This is a genomic window from Caballeronia sp. A2-2 (genome assembly GCF_057612605.2).
In genome coordinates this window covers 2,721,770-2,745,884 of the sequence record NZ_CM172587.1, presented here as the reverse complement: position 1 = coordinate 2,745,884, position 24,115 = coordinate 2,721,770, and the positions used below count along the sequence as shown (strand labels likewise).

General features: G+C 62.9%; 24 protein-coding genes. 7 read left to right on the top strand and 17 right to left on the bottom strand.

Features of this window, described 5'->3' with window-relative positions:
• Positions 1–31: 31 nt before the first annotated feature.
• A complete protein-coding gene (locus ACZCWR_RS13050) occupies positions 32–1,141 on the bottom strand; it encodes an alkene reductase (RefSeq protein WP_487301162.1) in 1,110 nt (369 codons plus the stop codon).
• A 282-nt stretch (positions 1,142–1,423) separates the two neighbouring features.
• Here ACZCWR_RS13050 and ACZCWR_RS13045 point away from each other — a divergent pair, with 282 nt between their 5' ends.
• Both ACZCWR_RS13045 and ACZCWR_RS13040 read left to right on the top strand, forming a co-directional pair.
• A complete protein-coding gene (locus ACZCWR_RS13045) occupies positions 1,424–2,524 on the top strand; it encodes a Gfo/Idh/MocA family protein (RefSeq protein ID WP_487301161.1) in 1,101 nt (366 codons plus the stop codon).
• An 82-nt stretch (positions 2,525–2,606) separates the two neighbouring features.
• Positions 2,607–3,533 carry a LysR family transcriptional regulator gene (locus ACZCWR_RS13040; protein WP_487303322.1) on the top strand — a complete coding sequence of 309 codons (927 nt, stop codon included), beginning with the start codon at positions 2,607–2,609 and terminating at the stop codon, positions 3,531–3,533.
• On the opposite strand, the gene ACZCWR_RS13035 is transcribed toward ACZCWR_RS13040, so the two are convergent.
• The 6 genes from ACZCWR_RS13035 to ACZCWR_RS13010 all read right to left on the bottom strand — a co-directional run bounded on the left by ACZCWR_RS13035 (position 3,511) and on the right by ACZCWR_RS13010 (position 10,063).
• Entirely contained in the window at positions 3,511–4,728 is a 1,218-nt protein-coding gene (locus tag ACZCWR_RS13035; protein ID WP_487301160.1) for a c-type cytochrome, read from the bottom strand. The two genes, ACZCWR_RS13040 and ACZCWR_RS13035, sit on opposite strands and share 23 nt — an antisense overlap.
• Before the next feature lie 46 nt (positions 4,729–4,774).
• Positions 4,775–6,511 carry a methanol/ethanol family PQQ-dependent dehydrogenase gene (locus tag ACZCWR_RS13030; RefSeq protein ID WP_487301159.1) on the bottom strand — a complete coding sequence of 579 codons (1,737 nt, stop codon included), beginning with the start codon at positions 6,509–6,511 and terminating at the stop codon, positions 4,775–4,777.
• 209 nt (positions 6,512–6,720) lie between these two features.
• Positions 6,721–6,984, bottom strand: a complete 264-nt coding sequence (gene pqqD, locus ACZCWR_RS13025) for a pyrroloquinoline quinone biosynthesis peptide chaperone PqqD (protein WP_487301158.1) — start codon at positions 6,982–6,984, stop codon at positions 6,721–6,723.
• Between the two features lie 67 nt (positions 6,985–7,051).
• Positions 7,052–7,126: a pyrroloquinoline quinone precursor peptide PqqA gene (gene pqqA / locus ACZCWR_RS13020; protein WP_087655517.1), complete on the bottom strand. Its 75-nt coding sequence runs from the start codon at positions 7,124–7,126 to the stop codon at positions 7,052–7,054.
• Between the two features lie 177 nt (positions 7,127–7,303).
• Entirely contained in the window at positions 7,304–9,259 is a 1,956-nt protein-coding gene (locus ACZCWR_RS13015) for a sigma-54-dependent Fis family transcriptional regulator (protein ID WP_487301157.1), read from the bottom strand.
• A gap of 117 nt (positions 9,260–9,376) precedes the next feature.
• Positions 9,377–10,063, bottom strand: coding sequence for an SDR family NAD(P)-dependent oxidoreductase (locus ACZCWR_RS13010; protein ID WP_487301156.1), 687 nt, complete (start codon positions 10,061–10,063; stop codon positions 9,377–9,379).
• 209 nt (positions 10,064–10,272) lie between these two features.
• Here ACZCWR_RS13010 and ACZCWR_RS13005 point away from each other — a divergent pair, with 209 nt between their 5' ends.
• Complete coding sequence (locus ACZCWR_RS13005) at positions 10,273–10,833, top strand: porin family protein (protein ID WP_487301155.1); 561 nt, start codon at positions 10,273–10,275, stop codon at positions 10,831–10,833.
• Between the two features lie 65 nt (positions 10,834–10,898).
• Here ACZCWR_RS13005 and loiP read toward each other — a convergent pair whose 3' ends face one another.
• The 9 genes from loiP to ACZCWR_RS12960 form a co-directional block, all read right to left on the bottom strand.
• On the bottom strand, positions 10,899–11,675 hold the full coding sequence (gene loiP, locus ACZCWR_RS13000; protein ID WP_487301154.1) for a metalloprotease LoiP: 777 nt from the start codon (positions 11,673–11,675) through the stop codon (positions 10,899–10,901).
• Positions 11,676–11,815: 140 nt separating this feature from the next.
• A complete protein-coding gene (gene mdcH / locus ACZCWR_RS12995; protein ID WP_487301153.1) occupies positions 11,816–12,751 on the bottom strand; it encodes a malonate decarboxylase subunit epsilon in 936 nt (311 codons plus the stop codon).
• Positions 12,748–13,365, bottom strand: a complete 618-nt coding sequence (locus ACZCWR_RS12990; protein ID WP_487301152.1) for a malonate decarboxylase holo-ACP synthase — start codon at positions 13,363–13,365, stop codon at positions 12,748–12,750. The genes mdcH and ACZCWR_RS12990 overlap by 4 nt, the downstream gene beginning before the upstream one ends.
• Positions 13,366–13,376: 11 nt before the next feature.
• Entirely contained in the window at positions 13,377–14,195 is an 819-nt protein-coding gene (gene mdcE, locus ACZCWR_RS12985; protein WP_487301151.1) for a biotin-independent malonate decarboxylase subunit gamma, read from the bottom strand.
• Complete coding sequence (locus ACZCWR_RS12980) at positions 14,192–15,034, bottom strand: biotin-independent malonate decarboxylase subunit beta (RefSeq protein WP_487301150.1); 843 nt, start codon at positions 15,032–15,034, stop codon at positions 14,192–14,194. Before ACZCWR_RS12980 ends, mdcE begins: the two co-directional genes overlap by 4 nt.
• Positions 15,031–15,333: a malonate decarboxylase subunit delta gene (locus ACZCWR_RS12975; protein WP_487301149.1), complete on the bottom strand. Its 303-nt coding sequence runs from the start codon at positions 15,331–15,333 to the stop codon at positions 15,031–15,033. The genes ACZCWR_RS12980 and ACZCWR_RS12975 overlap by 4 nt, the downstream gene beginning before the upstream one ends.
• A 9-nt stretch (positions 15,334–15,342) precedes the next feature.
• Positions 15,343–16,197 carry a triphosphoribosyl-dephospho-CoA synthase gene (locus ACZCWR_RS12970; protein WP_487301148.1) on the bottom strand — a complete coding sequence of 285 codons (855 nt, stop codon included), beginning with the start codon at positions 16,195–16,197 and terminating at the stop codon, positions 15,343–15,345.
• A 5-nt stretch (positions 16,198–16,202) separates the two neighbouring features.
• Entirely contained in the window at positions 16,203–17,870 is a 1,668-nt protein-coding gene (gene mdcA / locus ACZCWR_RS12965) for a malonate decarboxylase subunit alpha (RefSeq protein ID WP_487301147.1), read from the bottom strand.
• Positions 17,867–18,646, bottom strand: a complete 780-nt coding sequence (locus tag ACZCWR_RS12960) for a GntR family transcriptional regulator (RefSeq protein WP_487301146.1) — start codon at positions 18,644–18,646, stop codon at positions 17,867–17,869. The genes mdcA and ACZCWR_RS12960 overlap by 4 nt, the downstream gene beginning before the upstream one ends.
• A 145-nt stretch (positions 18,647–18,791) precedes the next feature.
• On the opposite strand from ACZCWR_RS12960, the gene ACZCWR_RS12955 reads away from it, so the two are divergent.
• From ACZCWR_RS12955 to ACZCWR_RS12945, 3 genes are all read left to right on the top strand, one after another.
• On the top strand, positions 18,792–20,105 hold the full coding sequence (locus ACZCWR_RS12955) for an MFS transporter (RefSeq protein WP_487301145.1): 1,314 nt from the start codon (positions 18,792–18,794) through the stop codon (positions 20,103–20,105).
• Between the two features lie 141 nt (positions 20,106–20,246).
• Complete coding sequence (locus ACZCWR_RS12950) at positions 20,247–20,600, top strand: hypothetical protein (RefSeq protein ID WP_487301144.1); 354 nt, start codon at positions 20,247–20,249, stop codon at positions 20,598–20,600.
• A 202-nt stretch (positions 20,601–20,802) separates the two neighbouring features.
• On the top strand, positions 20,803–21,201 hold the full coding sequence (locus ACZCWR_RS12945; protein ID WP_487301143.1) for a hypothetical protein: 399 nt from the start codon (positions 20,803–20,805) through the stop codon (positions 21,199–21,201).
• A gap of 60 nt (positions 21,202–21,261) precedes the next feature.
• Here the strand turns inward: ACZCWR_RS12945 and fabI are convergent, their stop codons facing one another.
• Positions 21,262–22,053, bottom strand: a complete 792-nt coding sequence (gene fabI, locus ACZCWR_RS12940) for an enoyl-ACP reductase FabI (RefSeq protein ID WP_487301142.1) — start codon at positions 22,051–22,053, stop codon at positions 21,262–21,264.
• A 192-nt stretch (positions 22,054–22,245) separates the two neighbouring features.
• Here fabI and ACZCWR_RS12935 point away from each other — a divergent pair, with 192 nt between their 5' ends.
• Complete coding sequence (locus tag ACZCWR_RS12935) at positions 22,246–24,099, top strand: extracellular solute-binding protein (RefSeq protein ID WP_487301141.1); 1,854 nt, start codon at positions 22,246–22,248, stop codon at positions 24,097–24,099.
• Positions 24,100–24,115: the final 16 nt, after the last annotated feature.

The following is a 24,115-nucleotide window of genomic DNA, read 5'->3' as shown; positions in this document are numbered from 1 at the left end:
GGAAAGCTCCGAAGAAAGTCAGGAAACCGTATCAAGCCGCCACCGCTTCCGCGCTATAAAACGGATAGTCGATATAGCCCTTGTCCGTGCCACCGAAGAACGTCTCACGGTCATACTTGTTCAACGGCAGATGCTTGCGCAGCCGCTCCGGCAAATCCGGATTCGCGATGAAATGCCGCCCGAACGCGACGAGATCGGCATCGCCCGCCTGGAGAATTGCTTCTGCGCTGTCGCCATCGAAACCGCCCGCCGCGATGATCGGCCCATGAAAATGCGGACGCAGCGACTGTGCGGCAAGCGGGCGCTGATCGCGCGATTCATCCTCGATATTGCCGACGATGCGCGGTTCGATCAGATGCAGATACGCAATGCCGAGCTTGTCGAGTTCGTCGGTCACGTAGGTAAAGAGCGCTTCGGGATTGCTGTCCGACATATCGCCGAACGCGCCGCTCGGCCCGATGCGCACCGCGACCTTGTCCGCGCCCCACACGCCGATCACGGCGCGCGTGGTGTCGAGCAACAGACGCGCGCGGTTGGCGATCGAGCCGCCGTATGCATCGGTGCGCTTGTTGCTGCCGTCCTGAAGGAACTGGTCGAAGAGGTAACCGTTCGCTGCGTGCAGTTCGACGCCATCGAAACCGGCCTTCACGCCACGCGCCGCAGCATCACGAAAACCTTCCACGATGCCCGCGATTTCCGCCGTCTCGAGCGCGCGATTCGGCGTGTTCGGCACCCAGCCGGATTCTGTATAAGCCACGCCGCCATGCTCGATTTCCGACGGCCCAACCGGACGACCGCCGTCAGGCTGCAACTGCGCGTTCGACTGACGCCCCGCGTGATAAAGCTGCAGGAAGATGCGGCCACCGCGCGCATGCACGGCATCGGTGACGAGCTTCCATCCTTCAATCTGGCTGTCGTCGTAAAGACCGGGCGCACCGAGATAACCATTGCCGTTTGCCGCAGCGATGGTCGCCTCGCCGATCAGCAGCGCGCCGGGCGAAGTGCGTTGCGCGTAGTATTCGGCCATCAACGGGCCGGGACGTGCGCCGCTCTCGGCACGCATGCGGGTGAGCGGTGCCAACACCACGCGGTGAGCAAACTCATACGAACCGATCTTGACGCTGGAAAAGAGGCTGGACATGACGATCTCCACATTCGGGTTAGCTGTTGTGTCGCGCCGTCTGGCTGCGACTCTGGACCGAACTGTAGACATCGATGACCGCGCGAAAAACGCTCCGCGCGTTCGGTCACACCGGACGCGCGTGTCCGCAATCCGCGCAAGCCTGTCGCAGCGGGGCTTCAGCGATTATTCGAATGCGGCGAACAGTTCATTTGCCTTGCCCGCATTTATTGCGTCGAGGCGCGTTCCGATAATCCGATCCATCTCGAAGGCGCTTTGCCTTTCGATTCCCCGGAGATTCGAATGATGGAAACGAACCAGAATGTGCCCTTGCGTGTTGGTGTGATCGGCGTGGGTAATTGGGCGCGGCATGGGCATTTGCGTGTGCTCGATCTGTTGCCGCAGTACACGTTGCAGGCGGTCTTTAGCCAACGTCGCGAGGCGGCGGAAGCGGCGGCGCGGGAATATCGCATTGCGCGGGTGGCTTCATCGGTGGAGGAGTTGATCGACGGCGCGGACATCGATTTGGTCGTCGTCCTGAATACCGCGCCTCAGCACGCGCAGACCGTGAGGCGCGTGATCGAAGCGGGTAAGGACGTGTATTGCGAATGGCCGTTGACGACAACACTCGCTGAATCGGAAGAATTGCTTGAACTCGCCCGCGCGCGTGGCGTGCGTCATGTCGTCGGGCTGCAGCGACGGCTCGCGCCGCATAACCGCTATGTGCGCGATCTGATCGCTCAAGGGTATGTCGGCGAATTGCGCTCGGTGCGTCTGCACGTGAGCATGAATTACTTTCAGGCGCTGCGTTCGCGTGCGCTCGAATGGACCGTGCCGCCGGAAAACTTCTCGTCGGTGGTGGCGATCTACGGCGGCCACTTCATGGACATGGTGTTCGCGGCCACCGGCTGGCCGGTGTCGATCGCCGCGCTCACGCCGAATCAGTTTCCCTCGGTGACCATCAAGGAAACCGGTGTGTCGATGAACACCACCACGCCCGATCAGCTCGTGCTCATGGGCATGCTGAACGAGCGCGCGGTGCTGTCGGTGCATATCGAAGGCGGCAAGCGTAATGGCTCGGGTGTGCAGATCGATATCACCGGCACGGAAGGCGACTTGCGCATCACGAACGAATCGGCTTTCGGCGATGTCGGCGACGACTACGTGATCCTCGGCGCGCATGGCGACAAGCAACCGCTCGCACGGCTCGACGTGCCGCAGGGTTATCATCGTCTGCCTGCGTCGGACTTGCCTTCCGCCGTGCTCGAACTGGGCGAACTGTATTGGGCGCACGCGCACAACACGCCTGATACACCCGATTTCGCCGATGCCGTGCGCATGCATCGTCTGATCGATGGCGCGCTTGAATCGTTCGCGACGCGCCGCTTCGTATCCACCGAATAGACGCGCAACCACGGAGACACGCGCGATGGCCAAGTCCGAACCGGCGAGCGCATCGAACGCATCGAACGCATCCAACGGCGCGATGGATCACCTGAGCGGCATGGCGATCTTCACGCGCGCGGCCGAAACGCTGAGCTTCGCGGAAGCGGGGCGGCAACTCGGGCTGTCGGCGTCTGCAATCGGCAAGGCTATCGCGCGGCTCGAAGCGCGCTTGAGCGTGCGGCTGTTTCATCGCAGCACGCGCAGCGTTCGGCTCACGAACGAAGGTGAATTGTTTCTCATGCGCTGTCAGCGCATTCTCGGCGAGATCGAGGAAGCCGAATCGGAACTCGCCTTGTCGCGCGCAACACCCACGGGCCGTTTGCGCGTGAGCATTCCGCTGGTCGGCACGTTGCTGATGCCGGTGATCTCCGCGTTCATGCTTCGTTATCCCGATGTTCAGATCGATATCGATTTCAGCGACCGTATCGTGGACGTGATCGACGATCGGCTCGATGTCGTGTTGCGCACCGGCGATGCTTTGGATTCCCAACTCACCACGCGGCTGCTCGGGCATTATGCGCATCTGATCGTGGCATCGCCTGCTTATTTGAAGGAGCGCGGCGTGCCCGAGACGCCTGAGCAACTCACAACGCACGCGTGTCTGCAACATCGTCTGTCGCGCAGTGGCCGTTTGCGTCGATGGAACTTCGTGCGCGATGGCGCGCCCGTGGACATCGAGCTTCCGGCGACGGCCATCGCGAGCGCGGTGGAGCCGCTCATCGCGATGGCCGAGCATGGACTAGGGTTGACCAACGCGCCCGATTATCTGGTGCGCGCGCAACTGGCCGATGGCAGGCTCGTCACCGTGCTGGATGCGTTTCTCGAAGACCGCATTCCGTTTCGCGCGTTGTGGCCTTCGGGACGCATGACGCCGCCCAAGGTGCGCGTGTTCGTCGATTTCCTGAGCGAGCATCTTTTCCCCGACGAAGATCACGCGCATCGGATCAATGCGACGTCCCCGCGTTGAGCGGCAATGTCGATGCCCGCGCGGAGTCTGCCGTCAGCTTTCCCGTGCCCGGCTTGTAGCCGTTCGAGTAGAGCAAAAACGCCATGATGTCCGCGTAATCCTGATCCTTGAGCTTGCCCGGACGGTCCGCCGGCATGTTCGTCGCCATGTAGCCAAAGATGCCGCCCACGGTCAGATGCGCATTCGACGCAGGCGCGAACGACGGTCCTTGCAACGCGGGCGCGCTCACGCCCTGAAGCTGCGCGCCGTGACACTTGGCGCACGAGCTCGAGTAGAGCGTCTTGCCGCGCACCGTTTGCGCCTGCTCGAAGGAGGGCGGTCCGGCGGCGGAATCATTGGCGATCCTGATGATATGGCCCATGCGCGCGGCGTTGGCATCCGCAAGCATGATGCCGCCTTCGCGCGATGCGTTCACCGGCACCGGCCTAGGCGCCTGCGATGCCTCGATATCCGCTGGCAACGCCCATTCCTGCGTGAGCTTTTGCAAGCGGCCATCGGCGCTCATGCGGGCGAGCGTGGCATCGACACGATCACGCAATGACGCCGCCTTAGGTCCGAAAGCGAACGTGAGCTGCCAGTCCGCATAAGCCGAGCGCGCGGCCGCTACCGAGAACTTGTGTTCGGGATGATCGAGCTTATAGGCCACCACCGCCGGATACCACACGATTGCGCGTCCCGCGTGACCATTCGCGACCGCTTCGACAGTTGCCGCCGACGTGTTCTCCAGATCGAGCGTCACGTCCTTTTGCTGCACGGCGATCAACTGCGCGGGGCTGGCATAAGTCGCGGCGACGGTACGGCTCGCCGCGCCCTGCAACACGGCATCGGGCGATTCGATGCTCACATACCCCGCACGCAGATAACCCCGCGAGAAACGCATCTTGCCGCCGGATGCATCCGCGACGCTCGAACGCGGAAAGCCCGCGATCACGTCGCATTCGCGGGCGAGCGTCTTGTCGAGTTCCTTGAGCGAGACGCCGTCGTCGTCGCCGTCGCCGATTCCGTGCGTGGCGATATGCACGGCGATATGCGCATCGGCGAACACGGCTTTTGCGACCGCACGATCGAGCGATGCGGATGGGCTGCTCGGAAACGTACAAACAGTCGTGGTGGCGGCGCGCGAAGCCGCAGGCGCGAGCGCCGCGCACGCCGCGATCAGGCACGCGGCGCGAATGGGTGTGATGGAAAGATTCATGATTTCGGATGACGAAGCAAGTCGAAAGAGGACATGGGCATGAAGATCACGAACGGTTCAGCGCGAACACATAGAGCGTGCCGCCTTTGGGAATCTTGTCCGCGGCCTTGGCCATCGGGCCGCCCCAGATCGGATTCGCGCCGCCGTAACCGGCCAGCACCGCGACGTACTCCTTGCCATCGATCTCGAATACCGAAGGCTGCGCGATGACACCGCTCGCGAGTTTCGGGCTTTGCCACAGTACCTTGCCGCTGGTTTCATCGAAGGCATAGAGATGTCCGTCGAGCGAGCCGCTGAACGCGAGACCGCCTGCCGTCGTCGCGACGCCGCCGTTCCACGGCAGCTTGGTCCAGTGGCTCCACAACTTCTTGCCGGTATCCACGTCGATGGCCTGCAATTCGCCATAACCCTTGCTGTTAGGCTCCGGCTTGATCTCGAAGCTCTCGCCGAGATAGGGCAAGCCTTCCATGTAAGTGATCGACTTGCCCGACAGCGACATGCACGCATGCAGCGTCGGCACCACCGCGATGCGCTTTTCTTCATCGTAGGACACGGACCACCAGTTCTTGCCGCCGAGGAAGCTCGGACACGTATCGATCGTCGTGCCAGCCTTCGGATACTTCGCCGGGTCCTGCACGGGCGCGCCTTGCTCGTTATAGCCCGTCACCGAGGTCGCGGTGACGAAGGGCTTCGCATAGATCAGTTTGCCGTTACTGCGATCGATCGCGTGGAAGAAGCCATTGCGGTCCGCGTGGATGATCGCATCGTAATCCTTACCTTGATACTTGATGTTCGCGAGAATCGGCGTGTTCACGCCGTCGTAGTCCCACGTGTCATGCGTGGTGTATTGATAGTGCCACTTGAGATCGCCGTTCTTCGGATCGAGTGCGAGCAGCGAGTCGGAGTAGAGGTTGTCGCCCGGACGCAGATCGGCGAGCCACGGTCCGGGATTGCCCACGCCCCAGTAGAGCGTCTTGCTGGCTGCATCGTAGGTGCCGGTGAGCCAGGCGGGCGCGCCGCCATGATCCTGCATGCCATCGGGCCAGGTGTTGCCGCCCGCTTCCTTCGCGCCCGGCACGGTGAAGCGCTTCCAGAGCGTCTTGCCATCGGCGGGATCGAGTGCTGCGATGAAACCGCGTGCGCCGTATTCGCCGCCCGAACTGCCGACCACGATCGACCCGTCGAGCGCGAGCGGCGCCAACGAGAACGCGTAGCCGATGCCCGGTTCGAACATCGACTTCTTCCACACGACTGCGCCGGTCTGCGCATCGAGAGCGGCGATTTCGCCGCTCAGCATCGCGACATAGACGTTCTTGCCGTAGAGCGCGACGCCGCGATTCACGACATCGCAGCAAGCCGTTTTCAAGGATTCGGGACCGAGCTTCGGCTCGAATTTCCAAAGCTGCTTGCCGGTCGCGGCATCGAACGCGTAGACGTTGTCCTTGGGCGTCGTCACGAAGAGAAAGCGGCCGTTGACGATAGGCGTGGCTTCGAAACCTTGTTGAAGATCGGCGGGAAACTTGTAGGCCCACACCTGCTTCAAGCCCTTCACGTTGGACGTGTCGATCTGCTTGAGCGGCGAATGCGCGTGGCCGTTATAGGTGCGGTAGTAGGTGAGCCAGCCGGGGTCGCTCTGCGCGTTCGTGAGGCGGTCATACGTGACTTCGGGATACGCACCCGATGCGTCCGTCGCGGCATGCGAAGCGGCGCAACTCAGACCGAAGGCCGTCACGGCAGCGGCCGTGAGTGTCGAGAGGCGCCACGTCGTGGGGGATGTCTTCATCGTTGTCTCCTTGAACTTGTATGAGGGCGAACGGTGCATCAACGGCTGTGTAGGCATGCGAAACAGCGGTGTGCCCTTCAAGGCAAGTCGTATGCCATCGGGTGTTTGCCTTGATGCATGCGGCGATGAGGTCGAGCGACGTTGTTATGTCTGTTCCAGCGTGGAGCAATGGGACGGCGCAGTGTTGCTGCGCGTGACAGCGAAGGTGGTTATTCGAGCCATCCGAGCATGCGCGCTTCATCGATGAAGCGGCATACGTCAGCAGCCAGTCCCGAGGTATGAAAGCGCGCTTCGAGTTCGCCGATGATCGTATCGAGTTCGCGCGTGCCATCGCAGAGCGTGAGGATCGCGCCTGCGCTGCGGTTCAACTCCGTGCTGCCGTACGCGTTCACGAGTTCGCACGCGCGCATGTCCGCTTGCCACTCGACGCGGTAAGCGGCGCGCAGACGCGGGCGCGCATCGGCTCTGTTCATGATTGGACGTTGGGGGAGTCGATGCCGCTCACATCGTCATGCGATGGATGCGAGCGGCGTAATGCTTCTAGCGCACGGCGATATACATCGTGATTTCAAAGCCGAAGCGAAGATCGGTGAAGGCGGGGGTGGTCCATTGCATGGCTGTCTCCTGTTTCGAAGGGTTGAATGAAGCACCGCTGGCGATCCAGCGGCGCGGCCCTCGAAATGCAAGCTCCATGCCTTCGAATGCTTCCTTTCAAAGAGATTTCGTGTGCGGCACGCGCGTTGTCCCGTTATGCAACAACCTTGTTGCACAGCGGAACAACCATGCAACAGTTCAGTGTTCGACAGGCGCGAGAACCGGCATCTTTCGATAGATCGTGTTGCGTGAGATGCCGAGCGCGCGCGCCGCCGCCGACACATTGCCGTGATGCCGCGCAAGCGTTTCCGCGATCAAAGAGGCCGTCACATCCTGCAGCTTCGACGAACCTGCATCCATGGAGACTGACAAACGCGCGTGATGGCCGAAGCTATCCACGTCGTCGAAGAAATCGTCCGGCAGATGTTCGCGGCGGATGCAGCCGTCTTCATCCACCATCGCGGCGGCGGTGCGCAGAAGGCTTGCCAGTTGCCGGCAGTTGCCCGGCCACGAATAACGCTCGAACAGAGTCATGACGTCTTCATCGACGGTAAGCGGCGTGGTGCGCGGTTCGTCGGCGCTCACGAGGCGCAGCATGTTGCGCACGACCGCCGCGAGGTCTGTGCGTTCGCGCAGCGGCGGCAGCTTCACGACCAGCCCGTTCAGCCGGTAGTAGAGGTCTTCGCGGAAGCGGTTCTGCGCGATCATCTCGCGCAGGTTGCGGTGCGTCGCGCAGATGATCGCGACATCGACGGGAATCGATTTGCTGGAGCCGAGCGGATCGACCAGCCGTTCCTGTAGTACGCGCAACAGACGGACTTGCAGCGGATAGGGCATGTCGCCGATTTCATCGAGAAAGAGCGTGCCGCCGTTCGCCTGCAAGAGCTTGCCCGCCGCGCCCTTGCGCCGTGCGCCGGTGAACGCGCCTTCCTCGTAGCCGAACAGTTCCGACTCGATCAGATTCTCCGGAATCGATGCACAGTTCACCGCGATGAACGGCGCGGCCGAGCGCGGCGAATCGTTGTGGATGGCTTGCGCGAGCAGTTCCTTGCCCGTGCCGGTTTCGCCGGTGACGAGAATGGGAATGTCCTTGCCGATCACTTTTCGAACCTTGCCGATGACGGCGGACATCGCGGCATCGCCCGTATCGAGCATGTCGAGTTTCGAGCCTTGACGGTTCGCCACCGGCACCCTGCTGCGCGACGGTTCGACGCTGACCGGACGCGTGCCCGAAGCACCCGGCATATCCGCGAACGATCCGCGATCCAGCCGCACGCGCGCGCACACCACGGTGCCATTGCTCAGGTCCAGCGTGATCGGGCCACCGCGTCCTGCGTGCGAACGATCGATCACTTCGGCGCTCGTCAGTCCGAACAACGACGACAGCGTATGCGCACGCAACGACGCCAGCGGCATGCCGAACTGGAACTGCGCGCTGCGGTTCGCGGAGAGGAAACGTCCATCGCCGGTGAACGCGACGATGCCTTCCATCAGCGTGCCCAGAAACTCCACGCGGCTGTGGAAAGCAATCTGCATCATCCCCTGAAAAGTGCTGGAAAACAGATGGTTTTCGATCATCTGCACCGACATCTTGGCGAGCGCCATGGTGTGACGGTGATAGCTGCGATGGTCGCCCGTCACATCGAGCACGCCGATCAGATCGCCGTACGGATCGAGGATCGGCACGCACGAGCAGGTGAGGAAATGATTGGCGGCGAGATAGTGTTGATCGCCATGCACGACGGTCGCGACACGCTCCGCGATGGCCGTGCCGATGGCATTCGTGCCCTGACGTTCCTCGGCCCAGTTCGCGCCCGCCCGCAGCGCGACCTTCGCCGCGCGCGCGAGGAAGTCATCGTCGCCGGTCGAGTGGAGAATGAGGCCTTGCGCATCGGTCAACACGATCATGCTCTGCGTGTTGACGATTTGTTCGCGCAGCGTTTCCATCACGGGCGTCGCATGGGCGCACAGCACGCGGTTCTGTTCGAGCTTGAGCATCAACTCGCCGCGCGTGAGGACGTCGTAGTCCGGGCGCGTCGTCGATGAAAGCCCGAAGGTTTCGGAGCGTTCGTGCGCTTTCTGAATCGTGGGGACCAGCCAGCCGTCATCCGGCTGCGAGCAGGGAACTGCGATGGCTTGCGGGTTTGCGTGCATCGTCTCCTCCTTGTGCACTTGCTTGCACGGCCGGTCGAATCGCCGGGGTGTCGGAGGAGGGTAAAAGCAAGTCCTGCGCCATTGGGTCGCGTTATCCGATTGAAAGCTCCGTGCTGTTCAGAATTTTTCGACCCACGGACGCAGTTCGATTTCCCACGACCACGCGCTGCGATGCTGACGCAGCACATCGACATAGGCCTGCGCGATGGCGTCCGGGTCGAGTGTGCTGTCGTCGTTCGAGGCGTCGCGGCGAACCGCGCCGTCGATCACGAAGTGAACCACGTGGATGCCCTTGGGCGCGAACTCACGCGCTGCGCTTTGCGCGAGACCACGCAGCGCGAACTTGCCCATCGCGAAAGGCGCGGAGAGCGCGAACCCTTTGACGCCCGCAGTCGCGCCCGTCAGGAGAATCGCGCCGTGCGAGGCGGGCAGCATGCGCTTGGCGGCCTGCTGCACGGCATAGAACGCGCCGAGCGCCGATACATCGACCGCCTGTTTCACCGCGTGCGGATCGAGTTCCGCGATGGGTCCGCGCACGCGTCCGCTCGCGTTATAGACCACGAGTTCCGGCGCGCCGATGCGGGCCTCGGTTTCATCGAACAACTTGGCGATTTGCTCGGGGCTCGTGGCATCGACGGGCAAGGCAATCGCGCCGGTTTCATCGACGAGGGAAGCGAGCTTGTCCACATTGCGCGCCGCGATGACCACGGGGATGTCCTGCGCGCGCAGCAGCCGCGCCAGCGATCCGCTGATGCCGGGTCCGGCACCGATGATGAGTGCATTGCGATAAGGAATGTCGGTCATGGCGAGGTCTGTCCTTTGGTCTGAAATCTGGCGTTACATCTGCCGAAGGGCTTTCAGAAGCGTCCGATTATTGGAGTTGCCAATAGGCGTTTAGTCTCGCGGGTTGCTCGCCAAAAAGCAAATAACTACGCAAGCGCCTAAGCGGTCAACGCGGCCAAAGGCGCATATCGGGCAGCCATCAACGACTTATTTTCTGCTTCTATTGCCTTATGAAAAGTATCAAGAAACTCGCTATTCCCGTCTTGTTCGCCGCTTTCGGTGCAATGCAGGCACAAGCGCAAACCTCGGACGCGATCGATCCTTCACTGCTGAAATTGATGGGCGTCTATGGACCGCACAGCGCGTTCGCCGGTCCTTATGTTGGAGCAAAGCTCGGCATGAACTGGTCGGATGCCACGGGCTATCACCCGCGCTCGACGCACTCCACGTTCTTCCCCGGCCTCGTCGCCGGTGTGAACTATGACGTCGGCCCGATGGTTCTCGGCGTGGAAGGCTTCATGGATTTCCACGAAGGCTCGACCACGAAGAAGGATGGCGGTATCGATGCCCGCATCGGCATGCCGTTGAATAATGTCGTCATGCCGTACGCACGCATCGGCTTTACCGGAACATCGCCGGACACGCGCTTTCACTATGGCGTGGGCACGGAATACAAGTTCGCGAAGAACTGGAGCGTGGCGGGCGAATACACGGCCGACACGTCTCACTATGACGGCGGTCATCGTCGCAACGACAGCGTGACTGTCGGCGTGCACTACTACTTCTTCTGATTTTTCTTTTACCGATGCGCGGGCCTTTAAGCGCCCGCGCATTCCCGCCTAAACGTTCACTGCTTTTACTTGCCCGACGCGATGCGATCTTCGATATGCTTCGCGCGCGACGGCGACGACGGGTGCGAACTCAGCATGTCCGACTTGCCGCCATCGATCGAGGACAGCTTCTGGAACGCGGTGACGAGACCCTTCGGATCGTAGCCGCGCTTCTTCTGCAGATCGAACGAATAATCGTCGGCGGCGCTTTCCTGCGATTGCGAGAACTGCGCGTTGATGAACTTCTCCGACAGATCGCCCAATTGCGAGGCCGACAGATTGCCGACCACGCCGCCCGCCGACGACGCCGCCGAGCGCGCCGCCGACGTCGCATAAGCGACCTGCATCGCGCGCTTCACGTGACCGAGCGCCACGTGGCCCATTTCGTGGCCGACCACGCCGCGCACTTCGTCGTCGTTCATCATGTCCATCAGGGCGCTGTAGACGCGCACGCAACCGTTCGCCATGGCAAACGCGTTGACATCCTTCGTCATGTAGACCTTGTAGTTGACCGGCACGCCGTTGATGTTGTCGCCGAGTTGCTTGGCGAGCTTGTTGACGCGCTGCGTGTATTGGCTCGATGCCGGCGCGATCTTGTTCTTGGCGTCGAGTTCCTTGCAGGACTTGTCGGAGAGCGTGCGCACATCGGTGTCGCTGAGCGAGAGCGCCTGCGAGGCGAGCTGGCCGGTTTGCAGAAGCTGGTTCGGGTCCATGCTGCTCACGCTGGCGCATGATGCGAGCACGACGAGCGCGGATGCTGCCAGTGCGATGCGGCTCATGCGGCCGATATTCAGTTTGGTCATTTTTTTCGCCTTTTTTCGAATGCGTTTTGGTTGCCGCTCGCGCGTGGTGGCGAGCGGAGCGCAATGCTCAAGGCGAGCCGGTGTTTTCGCTAGGTGAATATTCTGAAAATGCTTACGGTGAGTGACAAAAAGCTGTCGACTCAGTTGGCGGCGCGTTTTTTGATCGCTCGAACGCGGGCGGCGATGGCATCGATGGGCGAGGCATCGACGGGAAAAGAGGGCAGTTCGGGCATGGCGTCGGCGGCGAGTTGCGTGAGCGTCTGGCCGGGCGGCATCTCGACGAACACCGTCGCGCCGAGTTCCTGAAGCGCCACGGTGGAGTCATGCCAGCGCACCGGATGACGCAGATTGGTCGCGAGATCCTCGCGCACGGCGTCGGCGCGACGCAGCACGCGCGCGCCTCGATTGCTCACGTACGGAATGCGCGGCGCTTCCATGCGCACCGTTTGGGCCGCTTCGATGAGACACGCGGCGGCGTCTTCCAGCAACACGCAATGCGAAGGCACGCTCACCGCGAGCCGCTCGGCCCGGCGCGCGCCGCGTTCGAGGGACAACGCGCGCACTCGTTCGAGCGCGGCATCGCTGCCCGATACGACGATTTGCCTCGGCGCGTTCAGATTGCCGATGTAGGCATCGGCGTGACTGTCTTCGATGACGCGCGCGATTTCCGGCTCGCTCAGGCCAAGCACGGCGAGCATGCCGTAACCGTGCGGGTAGGCGTCTTGCATGAGCGTGGCGCGTAGCTGGACGAGCTTCAAGGCATCGTCGAAGGCGATGGCGCCGCTCGTCACCGCCGCGCCGTATGCGCCGACCGACAGACCTGCGACTGCATCCGGTTCGATGCCTTCTTCTGCCAACGCCCGCGCCGCCGCGACACCGGCGACAACGAGGCCGATCTGCACATTAACGGTCGAACCGAGCGCATCGGCATGATCGATTGCCGATACATCGATGCCAAGCACATCCGATGCTTCGGCCAACGTGCGCGCGATAGCCGGATGCGGATTATCGCCGCCCAGCCGATGCAAAAACCCCGGCATCTGCGCGCCCTGACCCGGAAACAGATACGCAATCACCGCGCGCTCCACGGATCAACGGACAGACGCGGACCGTCCGCGTGACGCAGCATCACACGAAGATTCGAGCGCGCGAATTCGGCGAGCGAGAACGCGGCATCGGGGGTTTCGATCTGCACGTCGATTCGCGTGCCAATAGCCTGCGCGGCTTGCGAGAGCGCGTCGAATAGCGCGGTGGCTTCGTCGCGTGGCAATGGTTGCGGTGCGCGCACGATCAGGTCGAGATCGCTTGCGGGCGTCACGGTGGGCGCGCCGCTCGCGAGTTCGAAACCGGCGCTGCCGGCCGGACCCCATGCGAGATGCGTTGCATCGATGATGGGTGACACGGCGCGCAGCAGTTCGAAGCAGGGCAGATGCGCGCGTGTTTGATCCGGCTCACGCCCGCATAAATCTTCAGGTGCGGTCACGTTCAGCAAAAACCGCGGCTCGATCCACGTACCGAAGCGTTCGCCACGCGTCGCGCCACGCACGCCGACCGCGACCGCATGCTCCAAAGGCGGCGCGCGACGCGCAACAACATACGGCGCCCGTTCGAGCGCGGCCGCAACCCACGACGGCGCATTGGCAAACGGCGGCGCATCGTGGGTCAGGCGCGCGAGATCGTGCGGACGCACGGTGGCTTACCTCACGCGTTCCATTGTTCGCGCATGCGCTTGCGTACATCGATCGATGCCGCGCGCATGCGTTTCGCATCGTCGGAAGCGAGACGGCTCGACAGATCGCGCGGACCGTCGCGCGCGTCCTTCACGGCATCGGCGAGCGTCTTGCGCACGCGTTCGATGTCGGCGGACGAAGGCGAATCCGCGTCGATGTCTTCGATCAGCGCGTGCAGCAAGCCGAGCTTCGCGTACGCGCTCATCTTGTAGGACATCGGCAGCACGCGGTCGCCGAGTGCATCGAGGCTCTCGACGCTGCGCCGCGTGACGCGCGCGGCGGCTTCCTTACCCATTGCGTGGACGGCGGTGCCGGGCGCATCGAGCGCGACGATGCGGTTCGCCTGATAGCCGTGCGCCAGATACGCGCCCGACATCGCCGGACCGACGATCAGCGCGATCACCGGATGCCCGTCGAGCCGCGCGCTGGCATAGGCATCGACGGCGGCGGCGCACGCCAGATGCACGCCGAGCAGTTCTTCGCGCCGTCCGTAGGCCTGGCTTTTGACATCGACCACGGCGACGATGGGGCGCTTCACCGCAGCATTCGTGTCGGCATCGATGACTTCGCGTACGGCGCGTGCCAGCAACCAGCCTTGTTCGAGTCCGACCACGTTGTCGCGCGCGCGCGGAAAGCGGTTGGCGGCATCGGGGACGACGGTGAAAAAGCGGGCGGTTTCATCGCCTAAAACGCCATCGCGTGCGCGGATCGGGCCGTGTTCATCGCCGGAGGAAGCAGAAGAAGTCAGCGCGTCGAGCCAGCGCTCGCCACGGGAAAGCGTATCGCTCATGATGTGCCCCACAAGTCGCGCAAGGTATCGGCATCGATGGCATCGGGGTTCACGCGCGCCAGCCGTTCGAGAAAGCCATCCACGTCTTCCGTGCGATGCCGCGCCGGAACACCGCGCGCGAACGTGGCAAGCACCGCGTCGCGGACCTGCGCCGTATCGTCCTCGACAAGCGTATCGGCCAGACCCACGGCCACGCGTTCCTCGCCGCCGATCATCGACCAGATCAGCCGCCGGTCGCCCGAATCCAGTTCCTCGATGCCCGCTTCCTGCTCGATCACTTCCGGCCCGTTCATGCCGAGCCGCGCCTGCCGCGTCATCACGAGTTCGCTGCACAGCGCCGCCGCCAGCGACATGCCGCCGAAGCAACCGACCATGCCGCCGATCACGCCGACCACCGGCACATGCCGCCGCAACGCGACGATGCCCGCCTGAATCTCCGCGATCACGGCAAGCCCGAGGTTCGCTTCCTGAAGCCGCACGCCGCCGGTTTCGAACAGGATCACCGGACGGATCGCGCGGCCTGCATCGAATTCGCTCAAGGCCATTTCGAGCGCCGCCGCGATCTTCGCACCCGACACTTCGCCGATGCTGCCGCCCTGAAACGCGGGCTCGATCGCCGCGATCACCGCTGGCTCGCCGCCGAGCGTGCCGCGCGCGATCACCGCGCCGTCGTCCGACTGGCAGACGATATTCTGCATCGCCAGCCACGGCGATTCGAGCCGGTCGAACGGGCCGATCAGTTCGCGGAACGTGCCGCGATCGAGCAAGGCCTGCGCGCGCTCCCGCGCCGTCAGTTCGATGAAGCTGTGCCGCGCGAGAAAGGTATCGTGCGCGTTCATGCGGTGTCTCCTTCGCTGGCTTCGACCGCTTCGGCGAGCCGCAGCATGACCACGCCGGGCGTCGCGCCGAAGTCGTTCAGTTCGATGCGCGCCGCGCCGTCATAGCGCTGAAAGAAGCGGTCGAGCACGCTTTTCCAGACATGCCCGTAGCCATCGACGCTCGTGCGGATCACGACTTCCGCGTGTCCCGATGACGACGCCGAGAGCAGCACTTCGAGATCGCCGGAACCGACCACGCCGACATGCGCCGCACGCGTGACGGGCCGCCTGGCGGGATATTCATACTGGATGTTTTCCATCTTCGATCCTCATGCATGCGCCAGATTCAGGCGACGAAGACTGTCGAGAAAAAGAGTGGCCGCGAGCAGATCGGCCGCGCCGCCCGGCGATGCGTTCAGCCTGAGCAGCGCGTGTTCGAGCGCATCGAAGGCGAGGCGTCCTTGCGCGGTCGATATGCCGCCCGCATCGAGCACATGTTGCGCGCCGTTTTGCGCCGTGCGCAGCGCGTGCATGCCGCCGCGATGCAAGAGGCACGTATCGTCGAGCGTGGCGACAATCGCCATCAGCGCATCGACGCGTGCTTCGTTTTCGCCGATGCCGCGCGCGCGCGCCGCATCGAGCGCGGGCAAGCCGATGCGCCACACATGCGGGAAGCCATCGCGAGCTTCGCCGCGTGCGCCTTTCACGGCATAGCGCTTCATGGCGCGCGCACCGTGACTGCTTGCAGGCGGCGCGTATCGGTCTTCATACGCCGCGATGTCGGCAGCGGTCGAGCAGATCGCATCGGCATTCATCGCCGCGCCCGCGCACAAAAGACCCACGATCCAGATTGCACCGCGATGCGCGTTGCTGCCATCGGTCGCATGCATCATCGCGACTTCGCCTTCGCGGCCGATGCGCGCCAATCGTTCGCGCAAGGCTTGCGACGGCACGCCGCCATCCGCCGCGCGCGCGATGGCGAGAAACGTAGGCGCGAGCGCACGCGCGGAACGCAGCATCGTGTCCAGATCGAGATCGCGATGCGCGCCGCTGCCGCGTGCATCGACGAGCGCGGGTTTAGGCGTGAGACGCGCCTCGGCGATCAGCGCATCGACGGCGAGCGTCGCGATGAGCGAAGGCGCGAGCGGGCATTCGGCGCGTAAAAGAGGAAGCGCGGACGTCATCGGGCTCACCAGCTTCTGAAGCGCGCAGGCGGCGCGTAAAGTCCGCCCGACCACGCCACCAGATCGTCGATGCTGCGCGCCGCAAGCAACGAACGCTTCGCTTCCCCGCGCCGCACGCCTAAATCTTCAGGATACGCAACGATCCCGCGCCGCCGAAGTTCAGCGGTTTTCGCAGGCTCCGCGCGCATGCCGATGGGCGTCACGCCCGCGACCGCCGCCAGCGCCGCGCGCCGTTCATCGACGCCTTGGGCCGCGTGCAGATACGCGATGCCTTCTTCCGTCACCACATGCGTCACGTCATCGCCGTAAATCATGACGGGCGCGATCGGCATGCCGCTTTTCTCGCCGACGGCAATCGCATCCAGCGCATCGACGATGGTCGGCTCGCCGCCTTTCTTGTACGTCTCGGCGGTCTGCACGACGAGCTTGTGACCGCGCGCGATCTTCGGATTCGGGCCATCGTCCTTCAGCAGCTTGAGCCACGCCTCGCTCGAATGACGCCGGCCGCGCGGATCGTGGCCCATGTTCGGCGCACCGCCAAAACCCGCGAGACGTCCGAGCGTGACGGTGGAGGAGTTGGCATCGGCATCCATCTGCAAGGTCGAGCCGATGAACAGATCGACGCCGTATTGCCCCGCGAGCTGGCAGAACACGCGGTTCGAACGCAGGCTGCCGTCGCGGCCGGTGAAGAACACATCGGGCCGCGCCTCAATGTATTTCTCCATGCCCACTTCGCTGCCGAAGCAGTGCACGCTCTCCACCCAGCCGGATTCGATGGCCGGAATCAGCGTCGGATGCGGATTGAGCGCCCAATGCGTGCAAATTTTGCCCTTCAGTCCGAGCGATTCGCCGTAAGTCGGCAACAACAGTTCGATGGCGGCCGTATCGAAGCCGATGCCGTGATTGAGCGAGGTCACGCCATAACGGTCGTAGATGCCGCGAATGGTCATCATCGCCATGAGAATCTGCAATTCGCCGATGTGACGCGGATCGCGCGTGAAAAGCGGTTCCACCGCGAACGGACGATCCGCCTGCACGACCACATCGATCCACGAGCCGGGAATATCCACGCGCGGGAGTTCATCGACGATTTCATCGACCTGCGCCACCACGATGCCTTGCCGGAACGCGGTCGCCTCCACGATGGTCGGCGTGTCCTCGGTGTTCGCGCCGGTGTAGAGATTGCCGTGACGGTCCGCCTGCACCGCGCACACCAGCGCGACTTGCGGCGTGAGATCGATGAACATGCGCGCGTACAACTCGATATACGTGTAGATCGCGCCGATCTCCAGCAAGCCGTCTTCGAGCAATTGCGCGACGCGCAGACTTTGCGGCCCGGCGAACGCGAAATCGACCTTGCGCGCGATGCCTTGTTCGAACAGCGCGAGATGTTCAGGACGGCTGATGCTCGAAATGAGCAGATGGACGTCGTGAATCTTGTCGGCGTCCAGCCTGGCGAACGAGCGCGACAGAAAATCCGCCTGCTTCTGATTGTTGCCTTCGAGCGCGACACGATCGCCGCTCACGATCAGCGCGCTCAACGCATCGACGATACGGTCGGTGTCGAGCACCGGACCGTTCATCCACGGCGCGATCAGCTTGAGGCGGCGCGCTTTCTCCTGCGCGCGCGTGTTCCAGGAACGGGTGGTCGGAGCGAGAGCGTCTTCGTTCATCGGTCTGCCTGTCGTGAAGTCGTTCTGGACGATGCACGGCGTTTCTTCCTGACGTGCGTGGTTTGCGCGAGCGCCTGGGCATCGGCGAGAAAGCGGTAAATAAGTTCGCCCGTGGCCAGCAGATGCCGCGCCACGAGAGTCTGCGCCTGTTCGATATCGCGTGCAGCGAGCGCTGCCAGAATCGCGCGATGCTCGGCATCCGACGCGTCCTTATGAATCGGCAAACCGAGTTTCAGGCGCAGATAGCGCTCGCCGCGCCGGTGCATCTGACCGATGAGTTCCATCAGACGAGGACGCGCGGCGGGCGCATAAAGACTCATATGAAACTGCTCGTTGCGCACGACATAGAGCGCGGGGTCCGGCTCCTTCTCGGCAGCTTCGAGCAGACGTTGCGCGACGGCGAGCGTTTCCGGCGTGTGATGTTCCAGCGCGATGCCAATGGCAAGACTCTCCAGCGACGCGCGTATTTCATAGATTTCGCGCGCTTCGTCGGCGGATTGAAGGCTGACCGCCGCGCCGCGATTTTGCTCGATGGTCACCCAGCCTTCGCTTTCCAGTTGCCGGAACGCTTCGCGCACGGGAATGGCGCTCACCGAAAACTGCCGCGCAATCGCGTCCTGCCGCAATGGCTCGCCCGGCAACAACGAACCCTCGACGATGGCGGTGCGCAAGGCATCGGCGATAAAGCGCGAAGTGCTCTGGCGCGGCTCGAACTGGGCATCGCGGAAGGCGCCGTTGCCGGACGCGCCGCTTGCGGATGTAAGGTCTGTCGGCATGGCTAGGTGAAAGTGCGGACTTGTCGGAAGTCGATGTTCAAATATTATATATAAAAACGCGCTTATGTTTTGAGTGCTTTCCCCGAGACGCCGACTTAACCGATGCAGCCGACGTGCTCGTTCTTTCATCTGGAGAGACAAGGCCATGCCGACCACGCTAGACAGTCAGATCCGCGCGCGACGCGCGACGAAGACGCCGCTGAACCGTTCTCAGATCACCGGCTTCTGGGGCGCCTGGGCGGGCTGGACGCTCGACGGAATGGATTCGTTCATCTACGCACTGGTGCTCGCGCCAGCGCTCACCGAGTTGCTGCCGAAGTCCGGCTATGCCGCGACGCCCGCGAATGTCGGGCTGGCCGGGTCGATTCTGTTCGCGCTGTTTCTGGTCGGATGGGGACTGTCGTTCATCTGGGGACCGCTCGCGGATCGCTTCGGGCGCACCAAGGTGCTGGCCGCGACCATCTTCACGTTCGCGATTTTCACGGGTCTGGCCGCGACGGCGAATTCGGTGTGGGCGCTGGGCATTTATCGCTTTTTCGCGGGCGTGGGCATCGGCGGGGAATGGGCGCTGGCGGGAACGTATGTCGCGGAAGCGTGGCCGGAAGATCGCAGGAAGATGGGCGCGGGTTACTTGCAGACGGGTTACTACGCGGGCTTCTTCCTGGCGGCGGCGCTGAACTACACCATCGGCGCGGCATTCGGCTGGCGCGCGATGTTCTTGGTCGGCCTGTTTCCGGTCGTCGTGTCGATTCTCGTGCTGCTGCGCGTGAAGGAAACCGACAAGTGGGAACGCGCCGAAGCGACCGCGCCGAACGTCAAGCACGAAAGCTCCCTCAAGACGATCTTCAATGCGCAGTACCGCAAGCGGACCATCGTGGCGGCGGTGTTGCTGACGGTGGCGATCATCGGCTTGTGGGCGGGGGCGGTGTATGAACCGTCGGCGGTCATTCAGCTTGCGACGAAGGCGGGCATGAGCAAGCCCGAGGCGGCGCGCATGGCGTCCATCGCGACGGGGCTGTTGTCGATCGGCACGATCGTCGGCTGTCTCGCGCTGCCGCCGATGGCCGAGCGTATCGGCCGGAAGAAGACGCTGGCGGTGTACTTCGTGGGCATGGCGGCGTCGATTGCATTGGCGTTCGGCTGGGCGTTCTATCTGCAGAACGGGCTGGTGCCGTTCATCGCGATGCTCGTCGTGCTGGGCTTCTTCGGCGGCAACTTCGCGCTGTTCTCGCTGTGGCTGCCGGAGCAGTTCGAGACGCGCGTCCGGGCGACGGCGTTTGCGTTCTGTACATCGGTCGGGCGCTTTTTCGGGGCGATCGTGAACTTCGGCATCGGCGCGATGGTGCTCAACATGAAGACGCTCGGCGTGCCGATTGCGCTGACATCGATTGCGTTTTTGATCGGGCTTGCGGTCATTCCGCTGGCGCCGGAAACGAAGGGCGAGGAACTGCCGAGTTAATCATTCGAGGTGCCTCCACGCTTACTTCGCGTAAGCATGTTTTCATTGGTAATGGGACGTTACCAAGTTGCACAGATGCCCATCGCCGGGTTGGTTATAGTCATCTCACGACAACAACCAACCCATCGAGGTGGGCTTCACATGAACAAGGTATCGAAGACTTCCGTGGCTTACGCGCTTGCAATCGGCGGTTTGATGGCCTCGGGCGCGGCCATGGCGGGGGTGTCCGTGGGCGTGAACATCGGGGTGCCCGCGCCGGTCTATGTTGCGCCCGCGCCGGTGTACGCGCCGCCGCCTCCGCCGGTGGTGTATGCACCGCCTCCGCCGCCGGTGTATGGCTATGGCGGTCCGGCCATCGTGATCGGCTGGCATGGCGACCGTTACTGGGATGGCCGCCGTTACTGGAATCGCGACGACTGGTATCGGCATAACGGACATGGCGGCGGTGGGTATTACTACGGGCACGACCACGGCGAACATCGCGGCTGGCATTAAGCCAAGTTTTGCCGCGTGACTTTATGAGGGCCATTCGCTCAAAAGCGGATGGCCCTTCGTCTTTTTCGCGATGTAACAAAAGGTAAGGTTTCTCCTGACGATTCGCTGACGCGCGCAAGAACTTACAAAGCTGAAATATTGCAGCGGCGGAGGTTTGCTACATTGCTTCGCACGTGTTCAAGAACAGCGAGGTTCGTCGCACATGAAAAACAATCGGTCGGGGAAGGTCGTCGCGGGCACGTTGATCGCGATGTCGTTTGCAACGAGCAGCGGGGCGCGCGCAGCGGATGTGCGCATCGGCGTGAATATCGGACCGCCGCCGGTGTATGTCGCGCCGACGCCCGTTTATGCGCCGCCACCGCCGCCTGTCTTGTATGCGCCGGGGCCGGTTTATGGTGGGCCGCCGATCGTGATCGGCTGGCATGGCAACCGGTATTGGGACGGACGCCGCTACTGGAACCGCAACGACTATTACCGCTATCACGGACATGGACGCGGACCGTATCACGGACCGCCGCCGCCGCATCATGGCAATGGCTATGGACACGGCGGGCATGGAGGCCACGGTGGACACGGCGGCCCGCAGCACGGACGTCACTGATATAAAAAAGGCCGCTCTCGCAATGAGAGCGGCCTTCGTGTTTCTACGCTGCCTTCTTATTTATTCCCCGATGCCTGCCATGCCGCCGACCACCGCGTGAAACCCCGCATCGACGTGAACGATTTCAGCGCTCATGCCGCCCGACAGATCCGACAGCAGAAACGCCGCCACGTTACCCACTTGTTCGATGGTCACGTTGCGCTTGAGCGGCGCGTTGTCTTCCACGAAATCGAGAATCTTGCCGAAGCCCTTGATGCCGCTCGCCGCGAGCGTCTTGATCGGGCCGGCCGAAATGCCGTTCACGCGCACGCCCTTGCTGCCGAGCGATGCTGCGAGGTAGCGCACGCTCGCTTCGAGCGATGCCTTGGCGAGACCCATCGTGTTGTAGTTGGGGATGGCGCGTTCCGCACCGAGATACGTCAGCGTGAGCAGCGAGGCATCGGCGGAAAGCATGGGTTGCGCGGCCTTGGCGAGCGCCGGGAAGCTGTACGCCGAGATATCGTGCGCGATGCGGAAGTTCTCGCGCGTCATGCCGTCGAGGAAGTCGCCCGCAATCGCCTCGCGCGGCGCGAAGCCGATGGAATGCACGAGACCGTCGAGCGTGTCCCAGCGTTCCTTGAGCGAGGCGAAGGTGCCTTCGATCTGCGCGTCGTCGGCGACGTCGCAGGGATAAACCATGTCGCTGCCGAATTCGGTCGCGAACTCGGTGACGCGTTCCTTGAAACGCTCGCCGACATAAGTGAACGCCAGTTCCGCGCCTTCGCGTTTGCATGCCTGCGCGATGCCATAGGCGATCGAACGGTTCGACAGCAAGCCCGTCAGCAGAATGCGTTTTCCAGCGAGAAAGCCCATGAATGCTCCTTTGATGTCAATGTCGCGCGCGAGTCAGTCATCGAATCGCGATGATGTTCGACGCGCGCAGCGCTCCGGCTTTTGATACGCGCCGGCCAGTGCGTGAATTTGGGTAGAATTCTCTCACATCGCAACGCCCGGTCAGGCGTGTGGCTACAGTCGTTCAACGCGCATCATCCACGAAAGGGGCTTATGACGACTCGCACGACGATCCGCTCACTGAACGCCTGGCGTGGTTGCATCGCGCTCTTGCTGACCGGATCGGCCGCGTGGTTCGCGAGTCCCGCGCTTGCCGTGCATGCCATCGCGCAATATGGCGAGCCGAAGTATCCCGCCGGCTTCAAACATTTCGATTACGTCGATCCCAACGCGCCGCGCGACGGCACGCTGGTGCTCGCCAATCCGAGCCGGCTCACGAGCTTCGACAAGTTCAATCCGTTCACGCTGCGCGGCAACCCTGCGCCGGGTCTTTCGCTGATGTTCGAAAGCCTCACGACCGGCAGCCTCGATGAAGTCGCGACCGCATACGGGCTGCTCGCCGACGATATCTCCGTCGCGCCCGATGGCAAGTCCACGACGTTTCACATCAACCCGAAAGCGCGCTTCTCGAACGGCGATCCGGTTACCGCCGAGGACGTGAAGTTCTCCTTCGAGACCTTGAAAAGCCCGCTGGCCGCGCCGCAATTCGCGACGTACTTCGGGCAGATCGCGCGCGCGGTGATCGTCGATCCGCTGACCATCCGCTTCGAATTCAAGGTGGCCACGCGCGAGATGCCGCTGCTCGCGGGCGGCATTCCGGTGTTCTCGCGCAAGTGGGGGATGAAGCCGGACGGCACGCGCATTCCCTTCGATCAACTCGCGTTTCAGCAGCCCATCGGCAGCGGTCCGTATCTGATCGATCACTACGACAACGGCCGCACGATCACGTACAAACGCAATCCCGATTACTGGGGCGCGGCGCTGCCGGTGCGCGCGGGATACTTCAACTTCGCGCATATCGACTACAAGCTTTACGGCGACTCCACCGCGCGTCTCGAAGCGTTCAAGGCGGGCGAGTACGACGTGCTCGTGGAATACATCGCGCGAAGCTGGGTGAGGCGTGACATCGGCAAGCGCTTCGACAGCGGCGAACTCATCAAGCATGAGTTTCCGCAACACAACGGCACCGGCATGCAGGGGTTTTTCATCAACACGCGGCGGCCCTTGTTCAAGGATGTGCGCGTGCGCCGCGCGCTCGATCTCGCGCTCGACTTCGAATGGCTCAACCGGCAGTTGTTCTTCAATCAGTACAGGCGTATCGACAGTTTCTTCGTGAATACGGATTTGCAGGCGAAGGGCACGCCGGGCGCGGGCGAACTGGCGATCCTCAATCCGCTCAAGAGCCAGCTCGATCCTTCCGTGTTCGGTGAAATGCCCGCGCAGCCCAACACGAATCCGCCGGGCTCGCTGCGCGCCAATCTCATCGAGGCGCGCGCGTTGCTGGCGCAGGCGGGCTGGACGTATCGTGACGGCGCGCTGCGCAATGCGAAGGGCGAGCCGTTCGTCTTCGAGATACTGGATGACACGGGCAGCGGTGTATCCATGGAACCGGTCGCAGCGGCGTTCGGGCGCAATCTGCAAAAGCTCGGCATCACGATGAACTTTCGCACCGTGGATTACGCGCTGATCCAGAAACGGCTCGATGCCTTCGACTTCGACGTGACGAGCGTGCGCATGGGCGATGTGCAGATTCCCGGCACCGAACAGATTTCGCGCTTCGGCAGCAAGTCGGCGGACGAGCAGGGCTCGGACAATCTCGCGGGCGTGAAGTCGCCGGCCATCGATTCGATTTTGAATCAGGTCGTGTCCGCGCAGACCCGCGAACAACTCGTCGATGCCACGCACGCGCTCGATCGGGTTCTGATGAACGGCTACTATGTGATCCCGCACTGGTATTCGGCGACGCATCGCGTGGCGTATCGCAACACGTTGGGTTATCCGGCCAAACTGCCGCTGTACTACACGGCGGAAGACTGGATCGTCTCGACGTGGTGGGTCAAACATTGACGAGGTGACGGGTACG

Bases quoted from the DNA above. Each gene is read 5' to 3' on its own strand.
- ACZCWR_RS13050 (WP_487301162.1), bottom strand. From the start codon at position 1,141: ATGTCCAGCCTCTTTTCCAGCGTCAAGATCGGTTCGTATGAGTTTGCT.
- ACZCWR_RS13045 (WP_487301161.1), top strand. From the start codon at position 1,424: ATGATGGAAACGAACCAGAATGTGCCCTTGCGTGTTGGTGTGATCGGC.
- ACZCWR_RS13040 (WP_487303322.1), top strand. From the start codon at position 2,607: ATGGATCACCTGAGCGGCATGGCGATCTTCACGCGCGCGGCCGAAACG.
- ACZCWR_RS13035 (WP_487301160.1), bottom strand. From the start codon at position 4,728: ATGAATCTTTCCATCACACCCATTCGCGCCGCGTGCCTGATCGCGGCG.
- ACZCWR_RS13030 (WP_487301159.1), bottom strand. From the start codon at position 6,511: ATGAAGACATCCCCCACGACGTGGCGCCTCTCGACACTCACGGCCGCT.
- pqqD (WP_487301158.1), bottom strand. From the start codon at position 6,984: ATGAACAGAGCCGATGCGCGCCCGCGTCTGCGCGCCGCTTACCGCGTC.
- ACZCWR_RS13015 (WP_487301157.1), bottom strand. From the start codon at position 9,259: ATGCACGCAAACCCGCAAGCCATCGCAGTTCCCTGCTCGCAGCCGGAT.
- ACZCWR_RS13010 (WP_487301156.1), bottom strand. From the start codon at position 10,063: ATGACCGACATTCCTTATCGCAATGCACTCATCATCGGTGCCGGACCC.
- ACZCWR_RS13005 (WP_487301155.1), top strand. From the start codon at position 10,273: ATGAAAAGTATCAAGAAACTCGCTATTCCCGTCTTGTTCGCCGCTTTC.
- loiP (WP_487301154.1), bottom strand. From the start codon at position 11,675: ATGACCAAACTGAATATCGGCCGCATGAGCCGCATCGCACTGGCAGCA.
- mdcE (WP_487301151.1), bottom strand. From the start codon at position 14,195: ATGAGCGATACGCTTTCCCGTGGCGAGCGCTGGCTCGACGCGCTGACT.
- ACZCWR_RS12980 (WP_487301150.1), bottom strand. From the start codon at position 15,034: ATGAACGCGCACGATACCTTTCTCGCGCGGCACAGCTTCATCGAACTG.
- ACZCWR_RS12975 (WP_487301149.1), bottom strand. From the start codon at position 15,333: ATGGAAAACATCCAGTATGAATATCCCGCCAGGCGGCCCGTCACGCGT.
- ACZCWR_RS12970 (WP_487301148.1), bottom strand. From the start codon at position 16,197: ATGACGTCCGCGCTTCCTCTTTTACGCGCCGAATGCCCGCTCGCGCCT.
- mdcA (WP_487301147.1), bottom strand. From the start codon at position 17,870: ATGAACGAAGACGCTCTCGCTCCGACCACCCGTTCCTGGAACACGCGC.
- ACZCWR_RS12960 (WP_487301146.1), bottom strand. From the start codon at position 18,646: ATGCCGACAGACCTTACATCCGCAAGCGGCGCGTCCGGCAACGGCGCC.
- ACZCWR_RS12955 (WP_487301145.1), top strand. From the start codon at position 18,792: ATGCCGACCACGCTAGACAGTCAGATCCGCGCGCGACGCGCGACGAAG.
- ACZCWR_RS12950 (WP_487301144.1), top strand. From the start codon at position 20,247: ATGAACAAGGTATCGAAGACTTCCGTGGCTTACGCGCTTGCAATCGGC.
- ACZCWR_RS12945 (WP_487301143.1), top strand. From the start codon at position 20,803: ATGAAAAACAATCGGTCGGGGAAGGTCGTCGCGGGCACGTTGATCGCG.
- fabI (WP_487301142.1), bottom strand. From the start codon at position 22,053: ATGGGCTTTCTCGCTGGAAAACGCATTCTGCTGACGGGCTTGCTGTCG.
- ACZCWR_RS12935 (WP_487301141.1), top strand. From the start codon at position 22,246: ATGACGACTCGCACGACGATCCGCTCACTGAACGCCTGGCGTGGTTGC.